This is a genomic window from Bradyrhizobium elkanii WSM2783 (assembly GCF_000472865.1).
Classification (GTDB): domain Bacteria; phylum Pseudomonadota; class Alphaproteobacteria; order Rhizobiales; family Xanthobacteraceae; genus Bradyrhizobium; species Bradyrhizobium elkanii_A.
Map to the genome: position 1 here is coordinate 25039 of NZ_AXAP01000057.1, position 19728 is coordinate 44766.

14 protein-coding genes and 1 pseudogene are annotated in these 19728 nt (G+C 64.0%); 8 read left to right on the plus strand and 7 right to left on the minus strand.

All coding sequences use genetic code 11. The features are described 5' to 3' along the window. Positions 1-17: 17 nt before the first annotated feature. Positions 18-905 (minus strand): LysR family transcriptional regulator, encoded by an 888-nt coding sequence (locus YY7_RS0134515; RefSeq protein WP_028167179.1) that lies wholly within the window; start codon positions 903-905, stop codon positions 18-20. 153 nt (positions 906-1058) lie between these two features. Here YY7_RS0134515 and YY7_RS65275 point away from each other — a divergent pair. From YY7_RS65275 to YY7_RS0134545, 6 genes and pseudogenes are all read left to right on the plus strand, one after another. Then, a pseudogene (locus tag YY7_RS65275) lies at positions 1059-2209 on the plus strand (ABC transporter ATP-binding protein). Then, positions 2202-3143, plus strand: a complete 942-nt coding sequence (locus YY7_RS0134525; RefSeq protein WP_028167180.1) for a carbohydrate ABC transporter permease — start codon at positions 2202-2204, stop codon at positions 3141-3143. The pseudogene YY7_RS65275 and the gene YY7_RS0134525 overlap by 8 nt, the downstream one beginning before the upstream one ends. Then, on the plus strand, positions 3140-3976 hold the full coding sequence (locus tag YY7_RS0134530) for a carbohydrate ABC transporter permease (RefSeq protein WP_028167181.1): 837 nt from the start codon (positions 3140-3142) through the stop codon (positions 3974-3976). The genes YY7_RS0134525 and YY7_RS0134530 overlap by 4 nt, the downstream gene beginning before the upstream one ends. Before the next feature lie 29 nt (positions 3977-4005). Beyond that, complete coding sequence (locus tag YY7_RS0134535; RefSeq protein ID WP_028167182.1) at positions 4006-5286, plus strand: ABC transporter substrate-binding protein; 1281 nt, start codon at positions 4006-4008, stop codon at positions 5284-5286. A gap of 191 nt (positions 5287-5477) precedes the next feature. Next, the gene (locus YY7_RS0134540; RefSeq protein ID WP_028167183.1) at positions 5478-6302 is read left to right on the plus strand and encodes a phosphodiesterase; all 825 of its coding nucleotides are present in this window, start codon (positions 5478-5480) and stop codon (positions 6300-6302) included. Further along, positions 6299-7123 carry a phosphodiesterase gene (locus YY7_RS0134545; RefSeq protein ID WP_028167184.1) on the plus strand — a complete coding sequence of 275 codons (825 nt, stop codon included), beginning with the start codon at positions 6299-6301 and terminating at the stop codon, positions 7121-7123. The genes YY7_RS0134540 and YY7_RS0134545 overlap by 4 nt, the downstream gene beginning before the upstream one ends. A 143-nt stretch (positions 7124-7266) precedes the next feature. On the opposite strand, the gene YY7_RS0134550 is transcribed toward YY7_RS0134545, so the two are convergent. From YY7_RS0134550 to YY7_RS0134565, 4 genes are all read right to left on the minus strand, one after another. Beyond that, the gene (locus tag YY7_RS0134550; protein WP_028167185.1) at positions 7267-9654 is read right to left on the minus strand and encodes an efflux RND transporter permease subunit; all 2388 of its coding nucleotides are present in this window, start codon (positions 9652-9654) and stop codon (positions 7267-7269) included. Between the two features lie 316 nt (positions 9655-9970). Next, positions 9971-10741 carry an ethanolamine ammonia-lyase subunit EutC gene (gene eutC / locus YY7_RS0134555; RefSeq protein ID WP_028167186.1) on the minus strand — a complete coding sequence of 257 codons (771 nt, stop codon included), beginning with the start codon at positions 10739-10741 and terminating at the stop codon, positions 9971-9973. 6 nt (positions 10742-10747) lie between these two features. Then, on the minus strand, positions 10748-12334 hold the full coding sequence (locus YY7_RS0134560; protein WP_028167187.1) for a B12-binding domain-containing radical SAM protein: 1587 nt from the start codon (positions 12332-12334) through the stop codon (positions 10748-10750). Between the two features lie 141 nt (positions 12335-12475). Further along, positions 12476-13858 carry an ethanolamine ammonia-lyase subunit EutB gene (locus YY7_RS0134565; protein WP_028167188.1) on the minus strand — a complete coding sequence of 461 codons (1383 nt, stop codon included), beginning with the start codon at positions 13856-13858 and terminating at the stop codon, positions 12476-12478. Positions 13859-14071: 213 nt separating this feature from the next. Here YY7_RS0134565 and YY7_RS0134570 point away from each other — a divergent pair, with 213 nt between their 5' ends. Next, complete coding sequence (locus YY7_RS0134570) at positions 14072-15820, plus strand: methyl-accepting chemotaxis protein (protein WP_245287513.1); 1749 nt, start codon at positions 14072-14074, stop codon at positions 15818-15820. On the opposite strand, the gene YY7_RS0134575 is transcribed toward YY7_RS0134570, so the two are convergent. Further along, on the minus strand, positions 15821-17077 hold the full coding sequence (locus tag YY7_RS0134575; protein WP_245287514.1) for a sensor histidine kinase: 1257 nt from the start codon (positions 17075-17077) through the stop codon (positions 15821-15823). Positions 17078-17210: 133 nt separating this feature from the next. Then, positions 17211-18203, minus strand: coding sequence for a formylglycine-generating enzyme family protein (locus tag YY7_RS0134580; protein WP_028167191.1), 993 nt, complete (start codon positions 18201-18203; stop codon positions 17211-17213). 445 nt (positions 18204-18648) lie between these two features. Between YY7_RS0134580 and YY7_RS53780 the strand changes: the two genes are divergently transcribed. Beyond that, positions 18649-19638 (plus strand): helix-turn-helix domain-containing protein, encoded by a 990-nt coding sequence (locus YY7_RS53780; RefSeq protein WP_035691666.1) that lies wholly within the window; start codon positions 18649-18651, stop codon positions 19636-19638. The last annotated feature ends 90 nt before the right edge of the window (positions 19639-19728 follow it).

The following is a 19728-nucleotide window of genomic DNA, read 5'->3' on the forward strand; positions in this document are numbered from 1 at the left end:
CCTTAAACGAGGCGCGGTCAGGACACCATGCCGTCGCGGGGCGATGACATGCCGCGCGCGTGATAGAACAGGTCGACCAGCTTGCCGCGCTTGCCGGCGAGCGAGAAGATATATTCCGGCGAGCCCACGTCCATTTCCGCGATCGCGGCCTTCGCGATGCGGTCGACGCGGCTCGAACCGTGCTCCCAGATGAAGCCGACGCCAAGCCGGTGCGCGACGGCCTCGAGCATGCCCTCGCGCGTGTTCACGACGAGCGCGGGCGTCGGCTGCAGATTGGCGGCGCGAAACGCCTTATCGAGCGCGCGCTGCGCCGATGAATCGCGGTCGCGAAACACCAGCGGATATTGCACGAGGTCCGCGACCGCCACCCGCGCCTGACGGCTCAGCGCATGACCGGGATGGCAGATCGCCACCACGCGCTGCTGCACACAGGCTTCGCGGCGAAAGCGATTGCCGTTGGGCACTTCGGGAAGCACGCCGACGTCGACGCGCTGATCGACCACGGCTCCCACGATCGCCGACCAGCTGCCGATCTCGACATTGACCTGGATTTTCGGAAACAGCTTCCTGAACGTCGCGATCAGCGACATGCCCGGCATTGCATTGCCAAGCCCGATCCGCAATTCGCCGCCCGACACTTCGTCGCGCTGCTCCAGGATCGCAAGCGCATCCGTCTCGATCGCCTGGACCCGTTGTGTCGTGGCATAGAGCCGGCGGCACAGCGGGGTGGCCACCAGCGTCTGGCCGTGGCGATCGAACAGCGCGACGTCGAATTCGGCTTCGAAATCGCGCACCAGTTGCGCCACCGCCGGCTGCGACACGCCGAGCCGCCGCGCCGCGCCCGCAAACGTTCCGCACTCGAACACCGCGTTCACCGCCCGCACGCGAGACCATGTCAAAGCCAATGTCAGTCACCCCTGGTTGCTGCGACACCGCGTCCGCAGGGCATCAAAGCAAAGCCTGCGATCAGCCTAAGAAAAGCTTTTGAACGTTATGTGACTGTCAGACCGCTTCCGTAACCCTGTGCACCAACGACACGGCTTGATGCACGGGGCAACATGGCAACGATCGAACTCAGCGCCATCAGGAAATCCTTCGACGGCACGGAAATCCTGAAGGGCGTCGACCTCAGGATCGAGGATGGCGAGTTCATCTCGCTGGTCGGTCCGTCCGGCTGCGGCAAATCAACGCTGCTGCGCGTGATCGCAGGTCTCGAGCCGCAGAGCGCGGGCGAGGTCAGGATCGATGGCGTCGCTGCCGACGGGATCAGGCCGAGCGCGCGCAACCTCGCGATGGTGTTCCAGTCCTACGCGCTCTATCCGCACTTGAGCGCGTTCGACAACATCGCGGTGCCCTTGCGCATGCGGCGCCTCTCGGCGATCGAACGCCTGCCCCTCCTCGGCGCGCTGCTGCCGAGCCGGCGCCGCAAGGAACGCGGCATCCGCGAGGATGTGGCAAAGGTCGCCGAACAGCTCGAAATCGCGCATTTGCTCGCTCGCAAGCCGGCGCAATTGTCGGGCGGACAGCGGCAGCGCATCGCGGTCGGACGCGCCATCGTGCGCCAGCCGGTGGCCTTCCTGTTCGACGAGCCGCTGTCCAACCTCGACGCCAAGCTGCGCGTCCATATGCGCGCCGAGCTCGCGCAACTGCACCGCCGGCTGAACACCACCTTCGTCTACGTCACCCATGACCAGGCCGAGGCGATGACAATGTCGAGCCGGATCGCCGTGATGATCGGCGGTGAGCTGGTGCAGGTCGGCACGCCCACCGACATCTACGACAACCCGCGCGATATCCGCGTCGCCGAATTCGTCGGCAGCCCGAAGATCAACATCCTGCCCGGGCGGATCCGCGACGACGGCCGCATCGAGGCGCTCGGTATCGCATTGCGATTGACGAGCCCTACCGCGCGTGCCCCTGCCGGATCGGCGTGCGCCCCGAGCGGATCGAGCTCGGCGGCGGGCCGTTCTCCGGCCACGTCGTACATGTCGAGAACATGGGCTCGGAAGCGTTCGTGCATCTCGGCATCAATGGCAGCGACGCGCGTCTCGTGGCGCGTATCGACGACCCGAGACGACTGCCGCCGATCGCAACCCCGGTCTCATTCGGCTTCGCGACGGATGCCGTGCGCGCCTTCAACGCCGAGGGCAAACGGATCGAGGTCGAGATCGAGCACACCGAGCGCGTGCGGGAGCGGGCCATTGTCTGACGCCGCAACGATCGACACTGCCTCGGTCGCCGCGCCTGCGGCGAGCGCAGCCCTGCGCAAACGCGACCACCGCGCATCGACGGCCTACGGCCTGGTCGCGCCGGCTTTCACGCTGATGCTGCTCATGCTGCTCGGCCCGCTCGCGAGCGTGATCGCGCTCTCCTTCACCGACTATCAGCTCGGCGCTCCCGCCTTCTCCTGGATCGGCCTTGCCAACTACCAGGACATGTTCGCCGATCGGGTGTTCTGGATCTCGCTGCGCAACACGCTGACCTATGTCGTGATCGTGGTGCCCGGCGCGGTGACGCTCGGGCTCGGCATCGCGCTTCTGATCGAAAGCGGCACCAGCCTGCGCAGCCTCTACCGCACCATCTACTTCCTGCCGGTGATGGCGACGCTGATCGCGATGGCTGTGGTCTGGGAATTCATGCTGCATCCGCAGTTCGGCCTGGTGAACGGGCTGTTGCGCGGCGCCGGGCTGCCGGCCTTTAGCTGGCTGCAGGACCGCGGCACCGCGCTCTATGCGCTCTGCGCAATCGGCATCTGGCAGGCGGTCGGCTTCAACATGGTGCTGTTTCTCGCCGGCCTGGTGTCGATCCCGAAGCAGCTCTACGAGGCCGCCGAGATCGACGGCGCCGCCAGCGCCTGGGCGCGGTTTCGCCTGGTGACCTGGCCGATGCTTGGCCCGGTGACGACCTTCGTGATCGTGATCAGCGGCATACGCTCGTTCCAGGTGTTCGACACCGTGCACATCCTCACCAAAGGCGGGCCGTCGAAATCCACGGAGGTGCTGATCCACACCATGTACACCGAGGGATTCGAGTTCTTCCGCTCAGGCTACGGCGCCGCCCTCACGGTCGTGTTCCTGGTCTTCGTCCTCCTGCTCACCTTGATCAAAGCGAGGCTCGCCGATCGCGGCGTGCAATACGCATGAACAGTATCCGCACCATTCCGCTCTGGCCCGCCATCCGCCATTTGCTCCTGATCGCGGGCGCCGTGTTGCTGCTTGCCCCGTTCATCTGGATGATTTCCACGGCCTCAAAACCGCCGGAGGAAGTGTTCTCCAGCGAGCTGCACCTGATCCCGCATCATTTCGCGCTGTGGGACAATTTGACGATCGCATTCGCCAAGGCCAATCTCTGGCGTTTCCTGCTCAACGGCGTGATCGTCACCATCTCGATCTTCGTGCTGCAGGTGCTGATCGCGCTGCCCGCCGCCTATGCGCTGGCGAAGCTGCGTTTTCTCGGCCGCGACACGCTGTTCGCGCTGGTGCTGTTCGGAATCCTGATTCCGCCGCAGGCCACTGCGATCCCGGTGTTTCTGCTGCTGCATAAGCTCGGCCTGCTCGACAGCTATGCGGCGCTCGTGCTGCCGTTCACGATTTCTGTGTTCGGCATCTTCCTGATGCGCCAGTTCTTCAAGTCGGTCCCCGACGATCTCGTGGACGCGGCGCGCATGGACGGCATCTCCGAGTTCGGCATCGTCTGGCGTGTGATGCTGCCTGCCGCGATCCCCGCGGTCACCGCCTTCGGCATCTTCTCCGTGGTCGCGCATTGGAACGACTATTTCTGGCCGCTGATCGTGCTCAACAGCGAGCAACTGCGCACCCCGCCGCTGGCGGTGGCGCATTTCCGCAACAACGAAGCCGGCACCAATTACGGCCCGCTGATGGCGGCGGCGATGGTGATCATCGCGCCGCTCCTGATCGCCTTCCTGCTCGCGCAGCGTCGCTTCATCGAAGGCATCACGCTGACCGGAATCAAATAACGCCGTCACCTCAAACAGGAGCCTGCCCTATGCTGAAATCGTGGATCGCCGGAGCCGTGCTGTCGCTTGCCGCCAGCGCGTCGCTGGCACAAACGCAGACCGAGATCGTGCTGCAATATCCGTATCCGGAGCTGTTCACCGAGACCCACAAGCGTATCGCCGAAGAGTTCGCCAAGGAGCGGCCGGACATCAAGATCACGCTGCGCGCGCCTTACGAATCCTATGAGGACGCTACCCAGAAGGTGCTGCGCGAAGCGGTCACGAACCAGATGCCCGACGTCACCTTCCAGGGCCTGAACCGCATCCGCGTGCTCGTCGACAAGAACATCCCGGCCCAACTCGACGATTACATCGTCGCCGAGAAGGATTTTGACCGCAAGGGTTTCCACCAGGCGATGTTCGACATCGGCACCGCCAGCGGCAAGATCTATGCCCTGCCCTTCGCGATCTCGCTGCCGATCGTCTATGTCAATCTCGACCTGTTGAAGCAGGCCGGCGGCGATCCCAACAACCTGCCGAAGACCTGGGACGAGCTGATCGCACAGGCGAAGAAGATCAAGGCGCTCGGCCCTGACATCAACGGCGTGACCTATGTTTGGGACATCACCGGCAACTGGCTGTGGCAGGCTCCGGTGTTCGCGCGCGGCGGCAGCATGCTGAATACCGACGAGACCAAAGTCGCCTTCGACGGTCCCGAAGGGCAGTTCGCGATCCGCATGCTCGCCCGCCTCGTCAATGAAGGCGGCATGCCGAACCTCGACCAGCCCGCGATGCGCGCGGCCTTTGCCGCCGGCAAGACCGGTTTCCACATCACCTCGACCTCCGATCTGAACAAGGTCACCCAGATGATCGGCGGCAAGTTCGAGCTCAAGACCCACACCTTCCCCGACGTCGCATCGCCGAACGGACGCCTGCCGGCGGGCGGCAATGTCGTGATGATCCTGTCCAAGGACAAAGCCAAGCGCGACGCGGCGTGGGAAGTCGTGAAGTTCTGGGCCGGTCCGAAGGGCGCGGCAATCATGGCCGAGACCACCGGCTACATGCCGGCCAACAAGGTCGCCAACGAAGTCTACCTGAAGGACTTCTACAGCAAGAACCCGAACAACTACACCGCGGTGAGCCAGATGGCGCTGCTCACCAAATGGTACGCCTTCCCCGGCGATAACGGCCTCAAGATCACCGACGTGATCAAGGACCACATGAACTCGATCATCAGCGGCGCGCGCTCCAAGGAGGCTGATGCCGTGCTCTCCGAGATGACCGCCGACGTGCAGAAGCTGCTGCCGAAGACATCAGGCGCGGCGCGCTAAAGCATGAACCGGAAAAGTGTGAAGCGGTTTTCCCTCGCGACAAACGCGGAGCGTTTGCGCGGAGATCATGCTCAAACAATAGCGTAAAGCGCGATGATGATTCATCCTCATCTCATCGCGCTTTAGGACCTTTCGAAACCCGCTGCGGGGCGTATCATGCGCCTCGCAGCTCATTTTGCGGAGCGCCCCCAATGAAACTCATCCATATGAGCGATATCCACCTGACTGCGCCGGGCTCGACCATCGGTGGCCGCGATCCGCGGAAGAACTTTGAACGCGCGCTGACCCACATCCTCAGGGATCACCATGACGCCGAACTGATGGTGATCACCGGCGACCTTTCGGACTGGGGCGACCGCGACGACTATCGGTGGCTGAAGCAACGCCTTGAGCAGTTCCCGATCCCGGTGCGGCTGTGCATCGGCAACCACGACAACCGCGCCAACTTCCTCAGCGTGTTTCCCGACCTCGCTGGAGAAGGCGGCTTCGTGCAGGGCGTCCATGATTTGCCCGCCGCGCGCTGCCTGTTCCTCGACACTGCCCAACCGGAAACGCACGCCGGCCGCTATTGCGACGAACGGCTTGGCTGGCTCGCGGCGCGGTTCGCCGAGCATGACGGGCCGTTCCTGCTGTTCATGCATCACAACCCGATGCCGACGCATATTGCGCCGCTCGATCAGATCCGTCTGCTCGATGACGCCGCCTTCCGCCGATTGGTGGCGCGGCATCGCGAGCAGATCCGGCATATCTTCTTCGGCCATTGCCACCTGCCGCTCGCGGGATCGGTCGCCGGCATTCCCGTCTCCTCGCTGCGCGGCACCAACCATGCGAGCTATCCGCTGTTCGCCGAAACAGAGGTCCTGTGCGCGTCGGATCTGCCTGAAGCCTACGGCGTTGTGTTCTTGGGCGAGGATTACGTCACCGTACACATGGTGGAATTCGGCTACGACGGTCCGCTCCGCATCGAGGGTTCGCCCGACTATCAGACCTGGAACCGGGAGACCATGGTGCGATGAAGTTTGTCGTCCTGACCGATACCCATTTCGTCGCTAGCGGCCGCACGATCTACGGTCTCGATCCGGCGGAGCGGCTCGCGGCCGCGATCACCTGCATCAACCGTGACCATCCCGACCTTGCCTTCGTCATCGTCACCGGCGACCTCGCCCATTGGGGCGAGGACGCGGCTTACGAGCATCTTGCCGACGTGCTGGCGCGACTGAACGCGCCGACCATCCTGATGATGGGCAATCACGACCGCCGCGATACGTTCGGCCGCTATTTTCCTGGCGTTGTCAGAGACGGCGACGGCTTTGTGCAATCCATGCAGGTATTCGACGCCGCGACCATCGTCGCCCTCGACACGTTGAACGAGGCGGCTCCGAACCATGAGGGCCTGCTCTGCGAGCGCCGCCTCGCCTTCCTCGAGCATGCGCTGACCTCAGCGCCGAACGACCGTCCGCTGCTCTTATTCCAGCATCACCCGCCGTTCGACACCGGCCTGCGCTACATGGACACCATTCGCCTTGCGAATCCGGACGCCGAGTGGGAGGTGATCGCGCGCACGCGCCGGCCGGACTACCTGTTCATGGGCCATCTGCACCGGCCGATCGCAGGACTCTGGAACGGCATCCCCTTCCACATCCAGCGCGCGCTGGCGCACCAGGTCGCATTTGACCTCGATACCCAGGGCCACATTCCCGGCTCGCACGAGGCGCCGGACTATTCGCATGTCACGGTGAGCAGTGGACAGATCGTGATCCACCAATGCTCGTTCATGTATGTCGGGCCGAGTTTCTCGCTGCACGACAAGGCGGCGCTGAATGGGGCTCTGGGGTAGACGATTTGCTTTCCCTCACCTCCACGCTCGCGGGGTGCAGTTCGTAGCCCGGGTGAAGCGAACGCGTAACTCGGGACATCAGCATCAGCGTTCCGCGCGGCCCCGGGTTACGCTGGCGCTCCACCCGGGCTACAGTTACTGCATCACTCCGCAGCCTTCGCCTGCGGCGGTGGCGTGGCGGTGCCGCGCAATTTCTCCGACAGGTTGATCAGGAACATCGCGGTCGGCCGGAGGATGAAGAGGTCGGCGACAAGGGCTGCGATCATCGAGAAGGCGGAGAGCCAGCCGAACAGGCGCAGCGACGGCAGGTCGGAGAATACGGTCACCACCAGGCCGCAGGCCAGCACCACCGTGGTCAGGATCAGCGCGGGTCCGACCAGCACGGTCGCGCGCTCCACCGCGAGCGCGGCGCTGATGCCGGGCTTGCGCTCGAGCCTCAGGCGATTGAGGAAGTGGATGGTCGCGGAGAGGCCGAGGCCGAACGATACCGTCAGCGCCACCACGCTCGCAAACTGTAGGCCTTCGCCGAGCAGCCACAACACCGTGCCCGACAGCACCACCGGGAAGATGCCCGGCAGGATGCAGGAGAACATCACGACGACGGAGCGGAAGGCGAGCCCGATGAAGATCGCGACCAGGGCGAACTCGATCGTCAGCCCGTGGTTGAGCTTCTCGATCATGCTGGCGCTGTTGCGCGCGGCGATCGCCGACAGCCCGGTGACGGCGATCTCGTAGCCGGGATGTTCGGCGCGCACCTTGTCGAGCGCGTGATCGAGCTTGTCGACCACCGGCAGGATCTCGCTTGAATCGAGATCGGGCACGCGACCGGACACCACCACGGCATCCTGATTTGCGGAGATGAAGCGCCGCACCAGATGTTCGGGGATGACGCTGACATATTCCTTCAGCGTCGCCACGTCGGTTGCACCCGCCTTCTCGGCGAGCCAGCGGCGCAGCGTTTCCAGCGACCAGACGTTGCCGACGCCGGCCGCGCCTTCGACCGTGGAGTGAACCTCAGCGATCACCTTCAAGGTCTCGGGCGCGTAGAGCGAAGCGCCCTTCGGGAATTCGATCAGGACGTCGATCGGATTGGCGCCGGTCAGCTTGGCGTCAAGCCGATTGCTGGCCTCGACCGCCTGCTGCTTGTTCGGCACCTGGTCGGCCAGCCGATAGCGCGGCTCGAGATTGGCATAGATGATGCCGAGCCCGCCGACGAAGATCAGCGCGACCAGGCTGAACAGCCCGGGCCGGCTGACCATGCGGACCGCGATCCAGTAGCAGAAATTGCGCAGCGCCTGCACGCCGGCATCGGCGCTCTGGAACTTGACCGCGAAGATGCGCTCGTTGCGCACGAACAATACGCCGAATACCGGCACCAGCGACAACACCGCGAGCAGCGCGATGATGGTGGCGGCCAAGCCCGCCTCGCCGAATTTGCGGATCAGGTCGGAATCGGAGAACTGCAGCGCGATAAAGGAAATGCCGGCGGTCGCGTGCGTCAGCACGCAGGCCGGCCCCACCACCCGCACGGCATTGGTGAACGCGCTCAATTTGTCCTGCCCTGCGATCAGCCGGTCGCGCGCCGCGAAGGTGAGCTGCATCGAGTCGGAGAAGCTGATCACCATGATGAGCGGCGTCATCACGTTCAGGAACATGTTGAGATTGAAATTGGCCCAGCCGAGGGCGCCGAGCGCGAGCAGGATCGCGATCATCGGCGGGAATGCCGCCACCACCATGAAGGAGATCTTGCGGAAGAAGATGATCGCGATGATGCAGCCGGCAAGGATGCCGAGGACGTTGTAGGTCAACCCGTCGCGTTCGACCGCGTTGCGGATCTCGAGCTGCATCACCGGCACGCCGGAGAGCTGGGCATTGAGGCCGCTGCCGGAGAGATCGTCGGCCATCACCTTGCGGATCTCGCCGACTGCTGTGCTCAGCTTATTGCTCGAGACCACTTCGGGATCGAGCGACAGCACGACCAGGGCCAGCGTACCGTCCTCCGACAACAGCTTGCCGCGAATGATCTCGTTGGATTTCACCGTCTCGACGAACTTGTCGTAGGCGGCGCCTTCCGGCAGTTCGTTGGGGAATAGCGCCGCCGGCAGTTTGCCGGGCTCCGGCGCCTGCCGCGCCGAGAACAGCGAGATCAGGCCGCGCACCCCGTCGACCAGTTGCAGGTCGGTGACCATGTCGCGCAATTTCTCGAGGTTGTCGCGCGCCAGCAGCGTCTTGCCCTCGACCACGACCAGCACGTCGAACTCGGTCGCCGGGAAGCGCTTCGTCACCTCCTCATATTGCTTGTAGTCCTTGGTGTTGGAACGGAACAGTTGCGACAGCGAATCGTCGATCTTGATTCGCTGGACGCCGAACACGGCCGCGATCATCAGCGCGACCAGGACGATCAGCGAGACGACCGGCGCCTTGACCGCGATCAGCCCGATGCGCTCCAGCCCGAAAGCGATACTGGCCCCCTGCGGCGGCTCCTCGACCTTTCCGACGTGGACCTGACTTTCGGAATTCTTCTCGAGCATGCCCTGTCCAGTTCTGAAATCGGCGCGAATTGTCTAGCTTGGGTTTTCCGGGCGTGCACAACGCTCTACGGTCGCTTCCAATCGGGGCTAGCCCTTGAAAACACGGAAGTATTGACCGTCGCCGGTTTTACAGGCCCCTCCGGCGCCTCGCAAGCACAAGGGAGAGGTCAAATCAGCGTGTGCGGTACAAAAATCGCCATTAAGTATCTGATTTGTCACAGCGCACGAACGGATCGGACTGAAGCAGTCCCGCTCTCATCTCTTTGTTCGAACGTGATCTTTTCGGAAGGCCGGTCCCGCCTCCCCGATCGTCAGCTCAGGACGCGCCGAGCTGCGGCGGAATGCCTCCGCTCTCGTCCTTCAAGGCAACGCCGGTGACTTCGCGGCTCAGTCCCTCGCGGACCAGCCACGCGATTCGGTATGCCGCTTCCGCGTAGGTGAGGCCCGCGCGGTGAATGTTGGAGATGCAGTTGCGTGCCGCATCGGTGCGGCCGATCCGCGGCGCGAAGGTCAGGTAAGCGCCGAGGCTGTCGGGCGCGGACAGGCCGGGCCGCTCGCCAATCAGCACCAGGACCATGCGCGCGTTGAGAAGCGCGCCGATTTCGTCGCCCAGCGCAACCCGCGCGCCCGACGCGATCACGGTCCCGCCGATATCAATCCGGCCGGCCGCAAGCTGCGGCAATAGATGGCGTACCAGTTCGACCGCATGGACATTGACCGCGGTCGGTGACAGGCCATCGCCGATCACAACGGCCAGTTGGCTGGACGCGTTGCCGTGGCTCTCCAAGGCGCGCCGCGATTCGGGATCGAGCATGCGTCCAAGATCGGGACGCCTGAGGTAGTCGCGGCGATCGCCCGCCTGGCTCGATACCTGAATCGGCTGCAGGCCGAGTTCGTTCAATCCCGCAATGAGGCCATTGAGATCGAAAGCCGCATGAACGGCATCGCGCGCACGGGCATGGTCGAGCGTGAAGCTCAGCAGCGCCTCGGTCGGCAGGCTGGAGCCGGAACGGCCGAGCCCGACGCGCGCCGGCGTCAATGCCCGCAGGCGCGTCAGCGAAAGGGGCGGCGGCGCCGGTGGCTTCATTTCGGGCTACTCGGCGGGCACGGAAGCTTCGCGCAGCCGGATCGAATAGTTCGACGCGTTCTGCTGGCCGCTCGAGGCCGCACGCGCGAACGTGATCAGGTGATGCGCGATCATCGAAGATGCGATCAACCCCTCGATGTCGCCGCGGCGAAGCCGCCCGAGCGCGAACTTCCAGAACGTCCGCCTGTAGTCGCCGAGCACGCCGACCTGCCAGAAGATGTTGCGCAGCATGATCAACCCGCGCTTGATATTGGCCCAGCTCTTCCTTTCCGGGCTGACAGGCACCTTCACGCGGTGGGCGTAGGTGTAGTCGCATTGGTGCTCGTAGCGCGCGAACAGCTTTTCGGGCTCGTAGGCCACCTCCATGCACCGCTTCCAGGAGCTGATGACCTCATCATAGGGCAAAAGGAACTCGACGTTGGAGTCGCGGCTGTCGTCCTCGACCAGCCGTCCCTCGCGTTCGAGCCGATCCCAGAGCGGCGTCTTCGGCAGCGCCTGCAGCAGGTTGATCGTCAATAGCGGAATCCGGGATTCATCGACGAAAGCAAGCAGCGCGTCCGCGGTCTCGGGCTTGTCGGTGTCCAGGCCCATGATGATGCCGGAGACGACCTCCATGCCGTAGGAATTGATGGTCTGAACGCCTTCGAGGATCGGGACCATCATGTTGTGGTCCTTGTGCATCGCCTTCAGCGCGTCGGGATCGGGCGTCTCGATACCGCAGAAGATGGTGACGAAGTAGGCTTCGCGCATCTTCTCGAGGATCTCGGGGCGCTTGGCGATGTTCAGCGTCGCCTCGCAGGCGAGCCGGACGACGTAACCGGTCTTCTTCTGCCACTCGATCAGGTGCGGCAACAAGTCCAGTGTTGCCTTGCGGTTGCCGATGAAATTGTCGTCGACGAAATAGACCGTGTCGGTCATGCCGCATTCGCGCAATCGGTCGAGCTCGGCGATGATCTGTTGCGGTGTCTTCAGGCGCGGGTTGCGGCCGTAGAGGCCGGGGATATCGCAGAACTCGCACTGATAGGGGCAGCCGCTGGAGAACTGGATGCTGCCGAGGAAATAGCGTCGTGTCTCCGCAAGCTCGTAGGCCGGGATCGGGAACTCCGTCATCGGCACACGGTCCATGGTCTTCAGAACCACCTGCTCAGGTGGGCGCGACGGATCGCGCGCCAGCCGCGCGATCAATTCATTGGTGGCGTCGCCGAGCTCGCCGACGTGGAGATAGTCGAACGACGGATAGTAGTCCGGGCAGGCGCTGACTGAGGGGCCGCCAAGGGCGACGGCAAGATCGAAGGCATGCGCCCGACGGCAGATGTCGTTCATGTGGTGGCGCTGGATGTGCATGCCGCTGACGAACACCGCCTCGGCCCACTCGAAATCTGCCTTGCTGGCGGGACGGATGTTCTCGTCGATGAAGCGGACCTGCCAGTTTTCCGGCAGATAGGCGGCGATCAGCAGCAGCCCCTGCGGCGGCATGAAAGCCTTGACGCCATCGGTCAAGGGATAGGCGTATTCGAACGTACCGAACGCCGACGTGTAGCGCGGGAAGACGCAGAGGATGCGTCGCGCCGTCTCGATGCCCTCAGCTCTCATCAAAACTTCCTTAAGACGAGCCTAAACCAAATGTAAGCACGGCATCGAACGCTGGGCCAGAAATTCTTCAAGATTGTGGCAGCGCACACGGGCAGGGAACGGCTCGTTGCCAAAGAGCACTGCGAGAGGGAACGCCGAGTTTCAGGCGATCAGGCGCGAGGCAAATTCGGGCAGCAGCCCTGCACGATCGGTAAGCCGGAAGTCGTTTCCCGCGAGCCCGGCGCGGAGCAGCCAGTCGTCGAATTCGGGCGCCCGCTTGAGACCGAAGACGTCCCGGATATAGAGCGCGTCGTGGAACGACGTCGACTGGTAGTTCAGCATGACATCGTCGGCGCCGGGTACCCCCATGATGAAGGTGACACCGGCCGCGGCCAGCAGCGTCAGGAGATTGTCCATGTCGTCCTGGTCGGCCTCGGCGTGGTTGGTGTAGCAGACGTCGACGCCGAGCGGCAGGCCGAGCAGCTTGCCGCAGAAATGATCCTCGAGGCCCGCGCGGATGATTTCCTTGCCGTCATAGAGATATTCCGGGCCGATAAAGCCGACCACGCTGTTCACGAGCAAAGGATCGAAAGCACGGGCGACCGCATAGGCTCTAGCCTCGCAGGTCTGCTGGTCGACGCCGTGATGGGCGCCCGCCGACAGCGCCGAGCCCTGCCCGGTCTCGAAATACATGACGTTGTCACCGACCGTGCCGCGGCGGAGCGACAGTCCCGCCTCGCGCGCTTCGCCGAGCAGTGCAAGATCGACACCGAAGCTGCGGTTGGCGGCTTCCGTTCCGGCGATCGACTGGAATACCAGATCGACCGGCAGGCCCTGCCCGATCAGCCCCAAGGTTGTCGTCACATGGGTCAGTACGCAACCCTGGGTCGGGACCGAAAGGCGCGTGATGATGTCGTCAAGCAGCCTCAACAGGCCGCCGATGACATTGGGATCGTCGCTCGCCGGATTGATGCCGATGCAGGCGTCGCCCGATCCGAGCAGGAGCCCGTCGAGGATCGAGGCGGTGATGCCCTTGACGTCGTCAAAGGGATGGTTGGGCTGCAGCCGCGTGCTCATCTGGCCGCGCAACCCGATGGTGTTGCGGAAGCGGGTCGTCACCTCGCATTTCTTCGCAGCCAGGATCAGGTCCTGGTTGCGCATCAGTTTCGACACTGCGGCCGCCATTTCCGGCGTGATGCCGCGGGACAGCTTCTGCAGCGCATCGGTGCTCGCGGCATCCGACAACAGCCAGTCGCGAAAGCCACCGACGGTCAGTGACGAGATGACGGCAAAGGCTGCGGCATCATGGGTGTCGAGGATCAGGCGGGTGACCTCGTCGTCCTCGTAGGGGATGACCGCCTCGTTCAGGAACTGCTTCAGCGGCACATCGGCGAGCGCGACCCGCGCCGCGATCGTCTCCTGCGCACTTCCGGCCGCGATCCCGGCAAGGCGGTCGCCGGAGCGCGGCGGCGTGGCCTTGGCGAGCAGGTCGCGCAGATCGCCGAATACGTAAGAGGTGGCACCGATGACGTGGCGATAGACCATGAGGGATTCCCGCGCGCTGGCCGCGCTTCATTGGATCAACAGTCTATCACCATGCAAGAACCGGTGCCGACCGGCTATCCGGCCCGGTCCCACCTGGGCTACCTCGCCACCGGATGCAATGCGGGAAACTTCGCGCATTAAGAAATTGTCCACCAAAATTCAGGATGATTTTACCGGCCGTTGGTGCTCCCCGGCCCATCTGGAGTGCCCCGAATGGCTGAAATCATAACCTCTCCCCGCCCCATCCCTGTCCGCGCCATGGCGTCCCGGCGTTCCCTCGCTGCCAAGCTGTATGCGATCTTTGCACTGTTCGCGGTGCTGACCGCGGCCATCACCTTCCTGTCCGACCACAACAGCCGCCGGAACGCAGAGCTCACGGAGGCCGTGGAGACGGCAAGCCGCGCGGCGCTGAATGTCGAGCGGGTCAATTCGCTCGTCTATGCGGCGGTGATGGAATCCCGCGGCATCTACATGTCGACGGATCCGGCCACGGTGAAGAAATACGGCGATGGGCTGCTCAAGTTCAACGAGCGCATCCTCGCCTTGGTCAAGAACTGGGAGCAGATCGTCCAGGCCGACGATGCCGAGCAGTTCGCCAATTTCAAGAAGCGCATCGAGCAGTTCGTCGACTTCCGCAAGGAGCTCGTGCGCCGCGGCGTCGAGATCGGCGCCGCCGCGGGCCGCGAATGGGGCGACAATGACGCCAACCGTGACGTGCGCACGGCACTGAACAAGGATCTGGAGGCGCTGTCGAAGGTCTATGCCGAACGCAGCAGGAAGCTGGCGCTGGAGACAGATGCCAGCCGCACCATGGCGCTCGTGCTGACCGGCCTCGGCGGCCTGGCACTGGTTCTGGTGGTGCTCGGCGTCCTGATCATTTCGCGCTCGGTCGTCCGCCCGCTTTCCGCGATCACCACCACGATCAGGCAGGTCGCGGCAGGCGAGGAGAACGTCGCAGTTCCCCACACTGGGCGCGGCGACGAGATCGGGGCGCTGGCGCGTGCGATCGAGATCTTCCGGGAGGCGATGCAGCGCAACCGCAACCTCAATTCCCAGGTGCTGCAGGAATCGCAGGCACGCGACGAGCGCTCCAGGCACATCGAAGCCTCTGTGGAAGCGTTCCGCGAGGCGATCGGCGCCGTGCTGCGCGCAGTCAACGACAATGCAGCCTCGATGCGCGATACCGCGCAGGCCATTGCCAGCGTCGCATCGGATGCCAGCGATCGCGCGGTGACGGCCGCCGGCGCCACCACGCAGGCCGCGGGCAATGTCTCCGCGGTCGCCAGCGCCGCCGAAGAACTGTCGGCCTCGGTGCAGGAGATCGGCCGCCAGGTCCGCCAGTCCGCCGGCGCCGTCGAACAGGCCGGCCAGCGCACCGACAAATCGGTCGCCGAGATCGAAGGGCTTGCCGCCGCGACCCAGCGCATCGACGGCGTGCTCACGCTGATCCGCGCGATCGCCGAGCAGACCAACCTGCTCGCACTCAATGCGACCATCGAGGCCGCCCGCGCCGGTGACGCCGGCCGCGGCTTTGCCGTCGTTGCCCATGAGGTCAAGGCGCTGGCGGAACAGACGGCGAAAGCCACCGTCGACATCGGCGAGAATATCGGCATGATCCAGGCCTCGACGCGCAATTCGGTCGAGGCGGTGCGCGAGATCGGCAATGCCGTCCGCGAGATCAACGCCGTGACATCGAATATCGCAAGCGCCGTCGGCGAGCAGGATGCCGCGACGCGCGAGATCTCGATCAATGCGCAGGCGGCCGCGCAAGGCAATGATACGCTCGTGGTCAATATCGGCTCGCTCAGCGAAGCGATGGGAAAGACATCCGTTGCGGCCGAATCCGTGCTTGCCGCCTCCGGTGATTTGACCGCGACGGCGGAGACGCTGTCGCGCGAGGTCGAGAAATTCTTTCGTAATTTGCGCGCCGATCCGGTCAAGGGCGCGCGCAAGAGCGCCTGATCAATTCGCGCTTTGCTCGCCCACAATTCTGGGCAACAGCAGTTGAATGCGTGTGCCGCTGCCCACCTTGCTATCCAGCCTGATCCGTCCTCCCAGGCGCTCGGTCACGATGTTGTGGACGATGTGCAGGCCAAGGCCGGTCGCGCCTTCGTGGCGGCGGGTCGTGAAGAAGGGATCGAACGCCCGACGCCTGGTCCCGGCGCTCATCCCTGAGCCGTTGTCGGCGAACACCACCTCGACATGATCGGCTCCCGCGGCGCGCACGGTCAGATCGACGGCACCACGGCGGCCGTCCGGAAACGCGTGCGCAATGACATTGAACGCCAGATTCGTCAGGACCTGCCCGTAAGGACCGGGATGGCTGTTGATCCGAAGATTTGGCTCGCACCATGCATTCAATGTGATGCCGCGCTCCTGAAACTCGGGACGCAGGTTCGACAGGATCCGTCCTGTCAATTCACCAACATCGAATTCGCGTCGTTCGGATTGATCGTCGTCGGCTGCGACCTGCTTGAACGCGCTCACCAGTTCGGCCGCGCGATTGAGGTTCGTGACAAGCTGGTGCGATGCATCGTTGATCGCGTCGACGAACTCGGTCAGCGTCGAACGGCGGAGCCCGCCGCGCGCGGCTTCGGCCGCAAAGCGCTCGGTCCTGCGCTGAAGCGACGAAGCAACCGTCAGGCTGATGCCGACGGGATTGTTGACCTCGTGGGCAACGCCCGCGACCATCCGGCCAAGCGCAGCAAGCTTCTCGGCTTCAACCAGCGAAGCCTGGGCCTCTCGCAGATCTTGCAGCGCGGCCTCGGCCGCGTCGCGGGCCTGCCGAAGCGCCTGTTCGCTGCGCTTGCGCTCGGTGATCTCCTCCGCCGCGACGTTGATGGCGACGATCTGGCCGCTCGGCGCACGCAACGGGTGCCAATACGTCATCCAGAAACGCTCATCGACCTGATCGGCCCGTTGACCGGCGACCTCGACGCCGATCACCGGTTCGCCGGTCTCCATGATCGACTGCACGATCTGCTCGACCGAGTCGGCCAGCGCAGGCACGCAATCCCTGACGGAGCGTCCGAGATGATATTCGACGGACAATCCGCATATCTCGGTAAGACGTTGATTGATCTGCAGATACCGGCAGTCTGGAGACAGGCATGCAAGCCCGATCGGCGCCGTGTCATAGACCAGTTGCAGCGCCGGCTGCGGGAACAACATGACGGCCGCTGGTTCGCCCCCCGGCCTCGCATTTGCAGTATTCGACACCACGCCTCCCCTGCTGCCAAGTGGGCCAACTGCTGGAAGCACAGACTTGTTCCGATCAACGGAACCGATTCAACGACGCTTTCCTAGCTCGGTCGCGCGCTCAGCGGTGTGCAACCTACAGGATGACCGCGCATCATGAATGATGGCGAGACGGGGAAACGGGTGACCGCAACACACACCGGAAGCCGACGTGGCTCGTGGAGGCATCAACCGCCTCCGCGTGCCGCGCAGCGGGACGATAGCGGCGGCTGTAATTCGGCGCGGAAAGATGCGAACCGCCCTTGAGCACCTTGCGTGGGATGCGGGCCCGCGCGCGCGCTGGATCGTAGCTGGCCTCCTTGCGGCCACCGACGGGATTATGCGGGACGCCGTGCTGCGCGTCGGCCTCGTGGTGTGCCGACCACCAATCGGTTGTCCACTCCCAGACGTTGCCGATCATGTCGTGGACGCCATAGCCGTTCGGCGGGAACGCCGTCACCGGCGAAGTACGGTCATAGCCGTCCTCGCAGAGATTCTGCACCGGGAAATTGCCTTGCCAGGTATTGGCCATGTGGACGCCGCCGGGCATCAGGGCGTTGCCCCAGGCGTATTCCTCATCCTCGAGCCCGCCGCGCGCCGCAAATTCCCACTCCGCTTCCGTCGGCAATTCCTTTCCGACCCATTTCGCGTAAGCCAATGCGTCGGCGTAAGTGATGTGCACGACCGGATGACTGCCGAGCACGTAGATGTGGGTCTTGGGGCCGTATGGATGGCGCCAGTTGGCCCCAGGCATGAACGTCCACCACTGGCTGGTGTCGCGCAGATCGCGCACCCGCCGCGGCGCCGTGAAGACGAGCGAGCCTGCCTGGCGCATGTCCGGCGGTGCATCAGGATCGTTCGCGGGACCGGGCGGAATCTCCGCCGCAGTGATGTAGCCGGTGGCGAGCACGAATTCGCGAAACTCCCAATTGGTAACGGGGGTTCGGTCGATCCAGAAACCGCCGACCGTCACGCGATGCGATGGCGCTTCTTCGGGGTAGTGATGATCCGATCCCATCCTGAACGTGCCGCCGGGAATCCAGACCATGTCCTCGGTCCTGATATCATCCGGCTGATAGTTGCTGCACTCGGTCTCTGCCCGAAACATGGCGCCAGCTTTGCGCGGTGTCGCGCCCCTTCCGGTTCAAGCGCCGCCAGCCCAGCGGCAACAACAGGTGAGCCCCTCTTCTTGTCGTGTGCGAGAGCTGCCGTGAGCGCAGCCGCTCCCGTGGCCTGCGACGCGGTCCAACACGACCTCATCACGTGCCTGCTCTGGTTGTGGACCAAAGGATAGACCAACTCCGCAGGCCTGTGATGTGCAGACTGTGCCAATTTTCGGCAAGCTTGCTTACAGCCGCCACGCGAACCCGGCCGATCTCCTGCGGTTGGTAAAACGCGTTCGCGAAAATCGAGAGAAAAATTACCGCCGCACAACCGCCATCGCGAAACCCGAATCGGCAGGACAATCGGTGTCCTGGTGTGGCAGGAACTTCACCGTCCTCCGGCTTGTTGCCGGGACCGGCACTGCCCCAGCGTGCGTGGGGGAAGCGAAGATGGCGCAACATCTTTCGGTGAACATCTCCAACCTCGATGGCTTCGAGGGCATGCATCAGGGCGTCAAGGGCAGCCATGTCGACGTCATGCAGATCGGACGTGGCAGGATGCGCGGGACCCTGTCTCATGTCGGCATCGGGGATTTCTCGCTGAGCATCGGCTCGTTCAATCTCGGCCTGCGCACGCAGCGCATCTCGACCGATGACCGGCTGATCGTTGGAATGCTGCTTGATGCCGAAGACCGTGTCACGCACTGGTCGTTCGACATGCGTCCGTCCGACGTCCTGGTGATCCCGCCGCTGGTCGAGCATGATGGGATCTTCCACGGCGCATCCACTTATGCAGCGGTCCGACTCGATCTCGCTCATCTCGGCTCCGTGTTTGGCGGCGACGCGCGGCTCAGCGATCCCGCCCATTGGCTGGAAAAGAGCTACTATCGCACGAGCGATGCGATCGGCATGGTCGCGGCCCGCCGCCTGCCCCAGATCGTTTCAAGTCTCGCCCGGCACGAGGCGGTGCTTTCGGATGATGCGGCCGAATTCTGGAAGCGCGCCATCGTCGACTGCATGACGGGTACGATCGTCAATTCGCTGCCGCCTGATGACAGCGGCTATCTGCCGTCGGCGATGAATCTCGTTCGCCGCGTCGAGGACTATCTCGATAGAGTGGGCCCAAGGCCGGTGCATATCTCCGAGATCTGCGCCGAATTCAGGCTGTCGCGGCGCGGACTTCACCGTGCCTTTCACGACGTGTTCGGCATCGGCCCCGTGACATTCCTGCGCCACAAGCGCCTTTGCGCCATCCATTCCATGCTACGGGAAAGCGCGCCCGGAGAGGTCACCGTCGGCGAAGTCGCGATGCAGCAGGGCTTCATCGAGCTCGGACGGTTCGCCCAATATTACAGAAACCTGTTCGGCGAGTACCCGTCCGAGACACTTCGCGGCAAGCGCGCCGGCGCACTGCCGCCGTCCGCCGCCGCATTTCGTTGAGCCATCGGCTTTAATCCGTAGCCCGGATGGAGCGCAGCGCAAGCCGGGACAACTGTATCGACATCGAAGAAAGAACCCGGGTTACGCTGA

What these genes read in the sequence shown, in the direction of transcription:
- YY7_RS0134570 (WP_245287513.1), top strand. Translation starts at nt 14,072, where the DNA reads ATGGCTGAAATCATAACCTCTCCCCGCCCCATCCCTGTCCGCGCCATG.
- YY7_RS53780 (WP_035691666.1), top strand. Translation starts at nt 18,649, where the DNA reads ATGGCGCAACATCTTTCGGTGAACATCTCCAACCTCGATGGCTTCGAG.
- YY7_RS0134550 (WP_028167185.1), bottom strand. Translation starts at nt 9,654, where the DNA reads ATGCTCGAGAAGAATTCCGAAAGTCAGGTCCACGTCGGAAAGGTCGAG.
- YY7_RS0134530 (WP_028167181.1), top strand. Translation starts at nt 3,140, where the DNA reads ATGAACAGTATCCGCACCATTCCGCTCTGGCCCGCCATCCGCCATTTG.
- YY7_RS0134545 (WP_028167184.1), top strand. Translation starts at nt 6,299, where the DNA reads ATGAAGTTTGTCGTCCTGACCGATACCCATTTCGTCGCTAGCGGCCGC.
- YY7_RS0134535 (WP_028167182.1), top strand. Translation starts at nt 4,006, where the DNA reads ATGCTGAAATCGTGGATCGCCGGAGCCGTGCTGTCGCTTGCCGCCAGC.
- YY7_RS0134540 (WP_028167183.1), top strand. Translation starts at nt 5,478, where the DNA reads ATGAAACTCATCCATATGAGCGATATCCACCTGACTGCGCCGGGCTCG.
- YY7_RS0134560 (WP_028167187.1), bottom strand. Translation starts at nt 12,334, where the DNA reads ATGAGAGCTGAGGGCATCGAGACGGCGCGACGCATCCTCTGCGTCTTC.
- YY7_RS0134565 (WP_028167188.1), bottom strand. Translation starts at nt 13,858, where the DNA reads ATGGTCTATCGCCACGTCATCGGTGCCACCTCTTACGTATTCGGCGAT.
- YY7_RS0134580 (WP_028167191.1), bottom strand. Translation starts at nt 18,203, where the DNA reads ATGTTTCGGGCAGAGACCGAGTGCAGCAACTATCAGCCGGATGATATC.
- eutC (WP_028167186.1), bottom strand. Translation starts at nt 10,741, where the DNA reads ATGAAGCCACCGGCGCCGCCGCCCCTTTCGCTGACGCGCCTGCGGGCA.